Below are 11,111 nucleotides of genomic sequence, written 5' to 3' on the forward strand. Positions count from 1 at the left end.
TTATCAGATCATAGAGAATGGTGCGTATTCCCTACTCCGTTTGATTAAAACAAGCCAATAGTTTTTTAAGATTCGGATCAGACTCAGGTATTTTGTTAATTTCAACACTTTTATCGGAAATCAATGCCAACCAATACCCTTCTGTATTTTTAAACACATAATAGGTTGAAGAAACCGGATTACCTACTGCACACATAGGCCACACTCCTTCATAAGCTGCAAGAAGTTCTATATTTTCACTTTTAGTAATTCGGTGAGTGTTTGTATAGATATAATTTTTATCTGCCAGAAACCCATTGAACATCCTTGCAGATGGTAGATCTACTCCTTTAAGAATGCTCAGTCCACTCTCGATAGAATGAAGATATACATTCTTTTTATCTTTAAAATAGCTGAATGAACCTTTAATAGGTTCAAAGGTCTCTGCATCCGCAGAAGTTTCATTATTTCCCCAATAAATCTTATTGCCTGCCTTTCCTACTAGCCAGTAGTAATGGGTTTCATACTGAATAAATCCCTTAGCCTTTGTAAGGTCTCTACCCGTACTTTTTAGCATATTAATCCGTTCCTGAGTCAGTTTATTAACAAGATTAGCATAATGGTGGGTGGCATATATCTGATCTTTATAGAAGACATATCCGGAGAGTTCATCATCCACGGTAATATCTTTGCCGTTTACCGGACCTGAATATTTGAAAGGAATCTTTTTATAAACGGTCTGCCTGGTTTTACGATCCTCGTCAATGATATAGATCCCGTTTTTATCATAGCACAAAGCATTTTTGCCTACAATCCCAAAGCTCTGAGCATCAAATTTCGGTGTCTTGACCAGGGATTCTCCTAAAAAGATTTTTTTACCGTCTGTTATAAATGTATAAGTATAATCTGTGTTCCATATTCTAAGTTTTCCGGCATCTGCGATATCAACAGGTACAATCATATTTTGATAATACACATGATTTTTATCCTTACTATACAAATCTTTCAGATGAACAAATGTCTCAGGATCTGCATCCGTCACTATATCTTCATTATAATACACGTGATTTTTATCTTTAGCAAAATGCTCGTTCAAAGAAACAAACGAAGCCACATCTCCTTCTTTTATAACATTCCCAGCATAATATACCTGATTTTTATCTTTGCTGTAATCTCCTTTCAACTGGGTAAAAGAAGCAGCATCACTTCTTACAAAAACTTTTCCCCAGCTTAGTATCCGGTTTTTTGCCGTCTGTAAATGAGAATTAAGATAGGTTACGGGAACCTCTTCAAAAAACAACTTCTCTCCCTGATCATATACTCCGTTTTTGTCGTAATATCTGTTATAATCAACAACAGCGGTATGAACATCTGCATCTTTAAGGAGTTTATCATGATAATATACCTGCCCATTATACTGATAGTATTCACTGGAACCATATTCAGTAGAGCTTTTCAGTAAAATAAATTCTGATGCATTTAACTCTTTAACTTCAGCAAGGTTTTTATAAATTTTAGTCTTGGTTCTCCAGAAGTATTCATCCTCAGCAGACCACAGATGTTCATAACCTAAAGTATCTGTTTTCACAAAATCTCCTTTGATGAAAATTCCATCTTTATTTCGGCCTAACTCATTAATAAAACTAAAGGATTGTGTATCTGCTTCAGTGACCTTTCTTACCCCATTATTTCCCTGGAAAATAACATAATCCCTATTAACTAAATAAGTATCAGGTTCCAGATTGGGTTTCTCAAATACAGATAAATCCGGATCAATATCCGGATTCTTAAAAGTTCGGGTTTGTGCCTGAGTTTTTACTGAAAGGATAAGAGGAAATAAAAAAAGAATGTACTTCATAGCCCACACGGATATTATTTTCCTCAATATTAATGATTAAAAGCAGTTTTTCAAACTTTCATCATCAATATCCCTGATAAAATCCCTGGTAGATAAGGACTTTATCTTATCCCTCATACATATACGTCGTAAGATAATGAAGCTCCGGTTGGCTTACTTTTTTAGAATCTGCCTCTGCCTGCTCCAGAGTATATTGTGAATTGATTTCTTTTTTCTGGAAAACAAATGAGTTGTTGGCATTTTTATCCACTACATCATTAAAGATATGTTCGATCTCTGAATTTCCTAATGAAGCAAAACCTACTTCTTCAAAACCATGCATCAGCCTCAGATTATCATATTCCTTGAAGTTTTCATCAACAAATCCCTGCAAATGAGTTTTTGAATCAAAATTACCTGCCCAGATGTTATAGGCATATTTTTTCTTCTTAGGTTTGTCTAAAATACTCTGATATACGAAGTTTTCTCCAAGATAAGCTTCTCTTACCTGTGGATCATTCGCTAAGTCTTCAGGAAGTCCTTCTTTAAGGATCTTTCCTTCAAACATAATATACGTTTTGTTGGTAATAGCAAGCGTTTGCTGTACGTTGTGGTCGGTAATCAGAATTCCGATATTTTTATCTACAAGACTTCTTACAATCTTCTGAATATCTTCTACCGCAATAGGGTCTACCCCAGCAAAAGGCTCATCCAGAAGGATAAAGTTCGGGCTTGTAGCCAAACAACGGGCAATCTCAGTTCTACGTCTTTCTCCTCCGGAAAGAAGGTCTCCTCTGTTTTTACGCACATGTTGTAAAGAAAATTCTTCAATCAGTTCATCGCATTTGATTTGCTGTTCACGTTTGGAAAGTTTTGTCAGCTGCAATACTCCCATGATGTTTTCTTCTACAGACAGTTTTCTGAAAACGGAAGCTTCCTGCGCCAGATACCCGATTCCTTTTTGGGCTCTTCGGTACATGGCATCAGTAGTAATTTCCTGTTTATCCAGGAAAATCTTTCCTGAAGTAGGCTTAACCAACCCTACGATCATATAAAACGATGTAGTTTTTCCTGCTCCATTCGGACCAAGCAAACCAACAATTTCTCCCTGCTGAACCTGTACAGAAACGCCTTTTACAACTTTTTTAGGACCGTATTCTTTGATTAAGTTTTCTCCGCGTAAAATCATAGGGCAAATATATCAAAAATATAAATTCTCTTTACATCAATATCCACTTTGTTTATTCTAAAACTTAAACACAATCATTTTCAGTCTATGTAACTTTTACTGATTTTAAACTACTTATTGTAAAAAAATCAATCAATTACAAACATTAAGAAATGGAAAATTACGGTTACACAAAGAATGACAATACAGGAGATCAGCAACAGGCAAATATCCCTTACCGTTCAGAGAAAAAGCTTCCTGCTGCTCTATTAGGGATTCTTGTTGGCTGGCTGGGCTTAAATAAATTTTATCTTGGGTATACCAAAGAAGGAATCATTCAACTGGTTCTAAACATTGTAACCTGTGGTGTTGCTTCTATTATTCCTTTTATCGAAGGCATTATATACCTTTGTATGGATGACAGACAGTTTGATGAAACCTACGTTCGTGGAAGAAAACCTTGGTTATAATCAAATATCAAAAACATGTGATATATTTTATTAATTTAGAGTAACTAATTAATAAAATATTCCCATGAAAAAATTAGCAAAACAAGATTTAAAACAAATCCAGGGAGGTTATTATTATACCTATCCCGATAAAAATGGAAACTGTTTTCCGGGATGGTATCTATGCCCAACAAAAATTTGTCTTTTAGCCCATCCTGAAAATCCAATACATCCTGAAGATCCCTTCTGTCAGGGAGAATAAATAAAAATTACAGTAAATAATACAAAAAGGCTGCCTCAATGAGACAGCCTTTTTGTATTTACAATTAATATTGAATTATTGCTATTTATTTAAAATCATTGCAGCTTCTTTAGCAAAATAAGTGAAGATCATATCAGCTCCTGCTCTTTTGAAACATGTAAGATTTTCAATAATCGTCTTATCATTATCCAGCCACCCGTTCTGAACTGCTGCTTTCACCATTGCATATTCACCACTTACATTATAAACGGCAATCGGAAGATCAATAGCTTCACGTACTTTGGAAACAATATCCAGATAAGGAAGTCCCGGTTTGATCATGATAACATCTGCTCCTTCATCAATATCTTTAAATACTTCGTTCAGCGCTTCACGAGAGTTGTGGAAGTCCATCTGATACGTCTTTTTATCTTTCGGAATTTCAACATTTTCTTTCGGAGCACTGTCTAAAGCACTTCTGAAAGGTCCGTAGAAAGAACTTGCATATTTGGCTGCATAACTTACGATACCAACATCTGTAAATCCGCTTTCTTCCAATGCTTCACGAATGACCTGAACTCTACCGTCCATCATATCACTTGGCGCTACAAGGTCTGCTCCAGCTTCTGCATGAGATACTGACATTCTTGCCAATGCATCATTGGTAGCATCATTTAAAATCTTTCCGTTTTCAATAATTCCGTCATGCCCATAGATTGAATAAGGATCTAAAGCCACATCAGGCATTACCACCATTCCCGGAACTGCATCTTTGATCGCTTTGATCGTATTCTGCATCAATCCGTTTTTGTTCCATGCTTCTTTTCCGGTATTGTCTTTCAGATTTTCAGACACCTTCATGTACAAATTGACAGCTTTTACGCCTAAAGAAAATAATTCCTTACATTCTTTTACTGTTAAATCTATGCTTCGCCTGAAAATTCCCGGCATCGACGGGATCGGTTCCTGCATGTTTTCGCCCTCCATTACGAAGATCGGCATTACAAAATCATCAGTTGTAAGCACATTTTCTCTTACCAAACTTCTGATAGATTCATTAACTCTAAGTCTTCTATTTCTTGAATGTATCATTTTGGAATACTTTTTGAATAAGTTTCTACAAATTTAATACAAGTTATACAAAAAACTATTGTTTGAAATTGTAGAATTTGTTATATTTGTTATATATATTCGAGAAATTATAAATTTGATGAAAAAATTTTTACTTTTATTTTTATTTGTAGGCGCTTTTGTTGGTTTTTCCAACAATTTACAAGCTCAGCTTAGAGAGCCGAGTTCCATCACTCAGAAAGCAGATGATGGTGTTTTACTTGCCTATCCAAATCCTGCAAAGGATTTCCTTATTATTAAGGCAAAAGATTCTTCTTTAAGAATCAAAAGTGTGACTTTTTATTCTATTTTGGGTATGCAGGTCGCCAACTATACAGTCAATATGAACTCCGGAGAGATTAATATTGAAAAATTAAAACCCGGAAAGTATCTGATTCGTTATATTTTAAGCGACAATACGCAAAAAGTAACTCAAATCGTAAAACAATAAATTAAGATCCTGATAATCATCAGGATTTTTTCTTTTCCATCAATCTCTTTTAATATTTGCGTAACTTTAAGGACTTTTTTCTACTAATTGTAAAAAACAACTTAATGCTAAAAGCTGAACATATTAAAAAGACCTATAATGCCGGAAAAAAGGTCGCACTGGATGATTTCAGCATCCATGTTCCTAAAGGAAGTATTTACGGACTTTTAGGACCCAACGGAGCCGGAAAAACGTCATTCATCCGTATCATCAATCAAATTACTCAGGCTGATTCCGGAGAAATCTTAATCAATGGACAAAAGCTGAACCCTAGCCACATTAAAGACATCGGTTATATGCCTGAAGAGAGAGGGTTATATAAAAATATGAGCGTAGGTGATCAGATCTTATATTTTGGGGAACTGAAAGGAATGAGTAAAAATGATGCCCTGAATGAAGCTAAAAAATGGTTTGAAAAACTGAATATTGACCAATGGTGGAAGAAAAAACTGTCTGAACTGTCTAAAGGAATGGCACAAAAGATCCAGTTTGTGGTAACAGTTCTTCACAGACCTCATCTTTTAATCCTTGATGAACCTTTTTCAGGTTTCGACCCTGTAAATGCCAATCTAATCAAAGATCAGATCATTGATCTTAAGAATAACGGGACTACCATCATTCTTTCTACCCACAGAATGGAGAGTGTAGAGGAAATGTGTGACTATGTGGCATTAATTAATAATTCTAAGAAGATTATTGACGGAAGAGTGTTTGATGTTAGAGAAAAATTCAAGAAAAATATTTTTGGAATTACCCTTTCTGAAGTGAACAATGAACAATTAGAAGGCTTCAGAAATAAATATGAGATTTTCAATTTTTCCAATGAGAACAGTCTTGTTTCTTTTGATCTGAAAAATGAAACTGATCAGAACAATATCCTTCTTGACCTTGTGCATGTAGGAAAAGTAAGATCATTTGATGAGAGAATTCCTAGTATGAATGAAGTATTTATTAACGCTGTAAGTAACCATTCTTAATTTTATGAAAAATATTTTTTTAATTACAAAGAGAGAATTTCTTACACAGGTTAAGAAAAAATCCTTTATCATATTGACTTTATTGGCACCTGTCATGATTATTGCGTTTGGAGCAGTGATCGGATTAATGTTTAAAGCCAATGAATCGCACAGTATTATTGAAGTGGTTGACAAAAGTGGTTTATTTATCAATCAACTGAAGTCTGATGATAAACTGAACTACGTATTTGTTTCCGCAGCAGATGAAAAATCCAAGCTTAATAATTTAAAGGGAAATGAATCTCTGGATGGGGTCTTAATTTTACCGGAATTAAAAGGACAGAATTATGAAGAGCTTGAAACTGGGGCAAGACTGATTATCAACAGTAAAATGGGCTTTGATACCAAGCAGAAAATTGTTTCTGATATTACCAATGTTGTTAAAAAAGAAAAAATCAAGCAACTGGGGATTCAGGAGACTCAATTGAATGATCTTGATAAGAGTTTCAGTCTGAAAACCATTAATGTTGCAGATAACAACAAAGAAGATTCTGATCTTACTTTTGGGGTTAAATCCGGGCTTAGTATGGTCCTGATGTATGTTACCTTCATGTTCATTATTATTTACGGAGTAAGGGTAATGCGAAGCGTTCTTGAGGAAAAAAACAACCGTGTGGTAGAGATCATTATTTCATCTGTAAAACCTTTTGAGCTGATGATGGGTAAAATTCTTGGAGTAACACTGGTAGCACTCACACAGTTTCTGATCTGGATAACCATGTCTGTAATCGGAGCTTTGGTTTTGAATACCGGATTCTCATCTATTCAGCAGAATGTTCCCGGTGCTAGTGAGCAAATTACAAGTAAGCTGGATATGACACAACTAGCTACTCAAATCTCCCACAGTTTACTGGAACTGAATTTCCCATTGATTATTTTTGTATTCATTATTTTCTTCCTTTTAGGATATATTTTCTACAGCTCTATTTATGCCGCTATTGGTTCTGCAGTAGACAATGAAACAGAAACACAGCAATTCACGTTATTTGCTATTCTACCATTAACTTTGGGGATGTATGGAAGTTTTTCACTAATGAATAATCCTGACGGTCCAATGGGCTTCTGGTTATCTATTATACCATTTACTTCTCCTGTTGCTATGATTGCCAGAATACCTTTCGGAGTTCCGGCCTGGCAAATTGCCTTATCCATTACATTATTGTTGGCAACAACCATCTTTATGATATTCCTTGCCGGAAAAATCTATCGTGTGGGGATTTTGATGTACGGAAATAAAGCAACGTTAAAAGAGCTTTGGAAGTGGATTAAAGGTTAATTCCTCGGACAGAAAACAACAAAAAGAAATATTAAAAAGGACAGATTTGCAGATATGTGAATTTGTCCTTTTTATTTTTTCAGGTACGAAAGAGATTGTATTTAAAGAGATACATCCATCGGGTTTTGCTAAAACAGGAAGACAATAAAAGGATATTCATCAATACAATTTTGCTATTGTGCCGTTAAAGATAACATACTTCAATAAAGGACTTATCTCCAATTCAGACTATTTATTTCTTTTAACATTGGTATTTAATACAAAAAAATCCCGGAAGTTATTTCCGGGATTTCTTATTTATATTCTGAATAAAACGATTTATTTGAATATATAGCTTAAGGTAAGAGCTATCACCTGTTCAGATTTTTTCTTATCACTACCTCCTTTTTCTTTTACAAGATTCGGATAAGTATCTGAAAGACCTAAGTCATATTTTACAGCTACTTCAAGTTGTCTCTTATAGCTATATCCTACTCCAAGTCCTATTCCCCAGTTAAAGCTATTCGCTTTACCATTTACTCCCGGTGGCTGTGAAGGATCAGAACCATCTGGGTGATAATAAGGTCTGGTTGCAGGAACATCTTTAACATTCTGGCTTAACAAAAAGTTAAATCTAGGTCCTAATAATCCAAAGAATTCAGATTCTGCTTCTGAAAAATACCCTTTGAAATAAAGGGGTACACTCAGATAGTTATTTGCATATACTGCATTATAACCACTTACATTCTTAGCATCACTATCTTTACCTGTTTCACCTGCTCCATAGTATAAAACTTCAGGCTGGATAAAAAACTGGTTTGCCTTTCCTACGGGAATTAAGGCCAAAGCTCCACCTTGGAAGGTATATCTTGGGCCAGAAGGATTATGGGCATTAGATACTCTGGAATAGTTTAATCCCGCTGTAACCCCGAATCTTGTATTCTTCCACTGCACTTGGGCAAAGGATAAAGCAGAAAGGGCTAAAGCTGAGGTTAATAAAAGTTTCTTCATATTTATTTGGTTTTGTTTTTTATATTATCCTAGGATCTTAGCTACAGTAGCACCAATATCAGCAGGAGAATCAACAACGTTGATACCGTTTTCTCTCATGATTTCCATCTTTGCCTGAGCTGTATCTTCTGCACCACCTACGATAGCACCAGCGTGTCCCATTGTTCTTCCTTTTGGAGCTGTTTGTCCAGCGATAAATCCTACAACTGGCTTAGTAGATCCACTAGCTTTGTACCATCTAGCAGCTTCAGCTTCTAATCCACCACCAATTTCTCCAATCATTACAACAGCTTCTGTTTCAGGATCATTGATAAATAATTCCAAAGCTTCTTTTGTAGTAGTTCCGATAATTGGGTCACCACCGATACCGATAGCTGTAGAAATACCGTAACCTGCTCTTACTACCTGATCAGCAGCTTCGTAAGTAAGGGTACCTGATTTTGAAACGATACCTACTTTACCTTTTTTGAAAACGAAACCTGGCATAATACCAATTTTAGCTTCTTCAGAAGTAATGATTCCAGGGCAGTTTGGTCCGATTAATCTGCAGTCTCTGTCAGCAATGTAAGATTTTACTTTTACCATATCAGCTACAGGAATACCTTCAGTAATACATACAATTACTTTAATTCCTGCTTCAGCAGCTTCCATGATAGCGTCTGCTGCAAATGCCGGCGGTACGAAAATGATACTTACGTTTGCTCCTGCTTTTTCAACAGCGTCAGCTACTGTGTTGAATACTGGTTTTCCTAAGTGCTCGCTTCCTCCTTTTCCTGGAGTAACACCACCTACTACGTTTGTTCCGTATTCAATCATCTGACCAGCGTGGAAAGTTCCTTCGTTCCCTGTAAATCCTTGTACAATTACTTTAGAATCTTTGTTTACTAAAATTGACATTTTATTGTTGTTTTAATTTATTTATTATTTTATTAATGCTCACAAATTTACTCAAATTTCTTTGATTTTGGACAAAACCTTTGGAATAGTTTATTTGAGATTTCTCAGTTTTACTTCTTTTTTCAGATATGTTTTGAAATCTTCAGCAAACATCCCGATATAGGTACCTTTTTCAAGATCTCTGTTCACTCCTGTTTTTCCTAAAAGTACAGATCCGCTCTCAATTTTGTTTCCTGAAGCAATACCCACCTGTCCCCATAGGGTTACTTCATCTCCAATTACACAGCAACCGGCCACTCCAACCTGAGAAGCGATTAAGCATTTTTTCCCGATTACAGTGTCATGTCCTATCTGAATCTGGTTATCCAGAACAGAACCTTCACCAATCACGGTAGAATCTGTAACTCCTCTGTCAATGGTACAGCCGTTTCCTATTTCCACATTATTTTCGATCACCACATTTCCCACAGAGATTAAACGGTCGAAATTTCCATTCAGTTTTCTGTAGTAGAAAGCATCACCTCCCAATACGGTATTGGACTGAATAATGACATTATCCCCGATAACGGTTCTATCACCAATCACAACATTTGGGAAAATCAAAGTATTCTTTCCAATCTTTACATTGTTTCCGATTACTGCAGAAGAGTGAATTCTTGTGCCTTCACCAATTTCAACATCGTGAAGTTCCTCGGTAAAGTTGTAAATTCTTGTAAAGTGCGTATTGATCTTATTAAAGTCTCTGAAAGGGTCATCAGAAACCAGAAGTGCTTTGCCTTCAGGGCAATCTACTTCTTTATCAATCAAAATAATAGTAGCGGCAGAGTTTAATGCCTTATCATAATATTTGGGGTGGTTCACAAAAACGATCTCACCTGGCTTTACCATGTGAATTTCATTGGCACCCAACACTTCAAAGTCTTCCGGGCCAACAAATTTTGAACCTATTAAATCTGCGATCGTTTTAAGCTTTTGCGGAGAATGGAATCTCATAACAATAGATTTTCTTATAAAACAAAATTCGGACTGCTAATGCAAACCGAATTTATGTAAATTTTATTTATTCTTTTACTCTTTCTAAGTAGCTACCGTCTTCAGTGCTTACTTTAATTTTGTCTCCTGGTTCAATGAACAAAGGAACCATTACTCTTGCTCCTGTTTCAACGATTGCGTTTTTAAGAGCGTTGGTTGCAGTGTTTCCTTTTACACCCGGATCAGCTTCAATTACGTCCAGATATACAGATTGTGGAAGTTCAGCAGAAAGTGGAGTTTCGTCAGCTTCTTTCAGAATGATTGTTACTTCTTCACCTGCTTTCATCAGGTTTGAATTTTCAATCATTTCTTTATTTAAATATAGCTGAGAAAAATCATCGTTATTCATGAAGTGGAATCCGTTCTCATCATCATAAAGATATTGGAACTTTCTTGTGATTACTTTTACCTCTTCAATCTTGTGTCCTGCAGAGAATGTATTATCTAATACTTTTCCGTTTGTCACAGATTTTAATTTTGTTCTTACGAAAGCAGGTCCTTTTCCTGGTTTTACGTGAAGGAACTCAATTACTTTAAAAATATCATTGCTGAATTCGATGCAAAGACCTTTTCTAATATCGTTACTTGTTGCCATTAATATATAATTATCTTTTTTACTTAATTTT

Annotated in this window: 11 protein-coding genes and 1 pseudogene; 5 read left to right on the top strand and 7 right to left on the bottom strand. The window is 35.5% G+C overall.

Going from position 1 to position 11,111, the window contains the following annotated elements:
* Positions 1-31: 31 nt before the first annotated feature.
* Complete coding sequence (locus BOQ64_RS19770) at positions 32-1,837, bottom strand: DKNYY domain-containing protein (RefSeq protein WP_129055061.1); 1,806 nt, start codon at positions 1,835-1,837, stop codon at positions 32-34.
* A 442-nt stretch (positions 1,838-2,279) separates the two neighbouring features.
* A pseudogene (lptB, locus tag BOQ64_RS19775) lies at positions 2,280-3,005 on the bottom strand (LPS export ABC transporter ATP-binding protein); the annotation flags it as partial.
* 152 nt (positions 3,006-3,157) lie between these two features.
* On the opposite strand from lptB, the gene BOQ64_RS19780 reads away from it, so the two are divergent.
* Together BOQ64_RS19780 and BOQ64_RS23250 are read left to right on the top strand one after the other, a co-directional pair.
* Complete coding sequence (locus tag BOQ64_RS19780; RefSeq protein ID WP_129055057.1) at positions 3,158-3,454, top strand: TM2 domain-containing protein; 297 nt, start codon at positions 3,158-3,160, stop codon at positions 3,452-3,454.
* Between the two features lie 64 nt (positions 3,455-3,518).
* A complete protein-coding gene (locus BOQ64_RS23250) occupies positions 3,519-3,695 on the top strand; it encodes a hypothetical protein (RefSeq protein ID WP_164975854.1) in 177 nt (58 codons plus the stop codon).
* Positions 3,696-3,776: 81 nt separating this feature from the next.
* Here BOQ64_RS23250 and hemB read toward each other — a convergent pair whose 3' ends face one another.
* Complete coding sequence (gene hemB, locus BOQ64_RS19785) at positions 3,777-4,766, bottom strand: porphobilinogen synthase (RefSeq protein ID WP_129055055.1); 990 nt, start codon at positions 4,764-4,766, stop codon at positions 3,777-3,779.
* A gap of 118 nt (positions 4,767-4,884) precedes the next feature.
* Here hemB and BOQ64_RS19790 point away from each other — a divergent pair, with 118 nt between their 5' ends.
* The 3 genes from BOQ64_RS19790 to BOQ64_RS19800 all read left to right on the top strand — a co-directional run bounded on the left by BOQ64_RS19790 (position 4,885) and on the right by BOQ64_RS19800 (position 7,566).
* Positions 4,885-5,235 carry a T9SS type A sorting domain-containing protein gene (locus tag BOQ64_RS19790; RefSeq protein WP_129055054.1) on the top strand — a complete coding sequence of 117 codons (351 nt, stop codon included), beginning with the start codon at positions 4,885-4,887 and terminating at the stop codon, positions 5,233-5,235.
* Between the two features lie 104 nt (positions 5,236-5,339).
* Positions 5,340-6,251, top strand: coding sequence for an ABC transporter ATP-binding protein (locus tag BOQ64_RS19795; protein WP_129055052.1), 912 nt, complete (start codon positions 5,340-5,342; stop codon positions 6,249-6,251).
* 4 nt (positions 6,252-6,255) lie between these two features.
* A complete protein-coding gene (locus tag BOQ64_RS19800; RefSeq protein ID WP_129055050.1) occupies positions 6,256-7,566 on the top strand; it encodes an ABC transporter permease in 1,311 nt (436 codons plus the stop codon).
* A gap of 318 nt (positions 7,567-7,884) precedes the next feature.
* Here BOQ64_RS19800 and BOQ64_RS19805 read toward each other — a convergent pair whose 3' ends face one another.
* The 4 genes from BOQ64_RS19805 to efp form a co-directional block, all read right to left on the bottom strand.
* The gene (locus BOQ64_RS19805; protein ID WP_129055048.1) at positions 7,885-8,556 is read right to left on the bottom strand and encodes a porin family protein; all 672 of its coding nucleotides are present in this window, start codon (positions 8,554-8,556) and stop codon (positions 7,885-7,887) included.
* A 24-nt stretch (positions 8,557-8,580) separates the two neighbouring features.
* Complete coding sequence (sucD, locus tag BOQ64_RS19810) at positions 8,581-9,453, bottom strand: succinate--CoA ligase subunit alpha (protein ID WP_123910440.1); 873 nt, start codon at positions 9,451-9,453, stop codon at positions 8,581-8,583.
* 90 nt (positions 9,454-9,543) lie between these two features.
* Positions 9,544-10,446, bottom strand: a complete 903-nt coding sequence (locus BOQ64_RS19815) for an LpxD N-terminal domain-containing protein (RefSeq protein WP_129055046.1) — start codon at positions 10,444-10,446, stop codon at positions 9,544-9,546.
* 67 nt (positions 10,447-10,513) lie between these two features.
* Entirely contained in the window at positions 10,514-11,080 is a 567-nt protein-coding gene (gene efp, locus BOQ64_RS19820) for an elongation factor P (protein WP_045500255.1), read from the bottom strand.
* Positions 11,081-11,111: the final 31 nt, after the last annotated feature.

This window comes from Chryseobacterium sp. CH25 (assembly GCF_004119455.1).
Lineage (GTDB): Bacteria > Bacteroidota > Bacteroidia > Flavobacteriales > Weeksellaceae > Chryseobacterium.

Excerpts from the sequence above, each read along its gene's own strand:
- BOQ64_RS19770 (WP_129055061.1), bottom strand. The coding sequence starts at position 1,837 with ATGAAGTACATTCTTTTTTTATTTCCTCTTATCCTTTCAGTAAAAACT.
- BOQ64_RS19780 (WP_129055057.1), top strand. The coding sequence starts at position 3,158 with ATGGAAAATTACGGTTACACAAAGAATGACAATACAGGAGATCAGCAA.
- BOQ64_RS23250 (WP_164975854.1), top strand. The coding sequence starts at position 3,519 with ATGAAAAAATTAGCAAAACAAGATTTAAAACAAATCCAGGGAGGTTAT.
- hemB (WP_129055055.1), bottom strand. The coding sequence starts at position 4,766 with ATGATACATTCAAGAAATAGAAGACTTAGAGTTAATGAATCTATCAGA.
- BOQ64_RS19790 (WP_129055054.1), top strand. The coding sequence starts at position 4,885 with ATGAAAAAATTTTTACTTTTATTTTTATTTGTAGGCGCTTTTGTTGGT.
- BOQ64_RS19795 (WP_129055052.1), top strand. The coding sequence starts at position 5,340 with ATGCTAAAAGCTGAACATATTAAAAAGACCTATAATGCCGGAAAAAAG.
- BOQ64_RS19800 (WP_129055050.1), top strand. The coding sequence starts at position 6,256 with ATGAAAAATATTTTTTTAATTACAAAGAGAGAATTTCTTACACAGGTT.
- BOQ64_RS19805 (WP_129055048.1), bottom strand. The coding sequence starts at position 8,556 with ATGAAGAAACTTTTATTAACCTCAGCTTTAGCCCTTTCTGCTTTATCC.
- sucD (WP_123910440.1), bottom strand. The coding sequence starts at position 9,453 with ATGTCAATTTTAGTAAACAAAGATTCTAAAGTAATTGTACAAGGATTT.
- BOQ64_RS19815 (WP_129055046.1), bottom strand. The coding sequence starts at position 10,446 with ATGAGATTCCATTCTCCGCAAAAGCTTAAAACGATCGCAGATTTAATA.
- efp (WP_045500255.1), bottom strand. The coding sequence starts at position 11,080 with ATGGCAACAAGTAACGATATTAGAAAAGGTCTTTGCATCGAATTCAGC.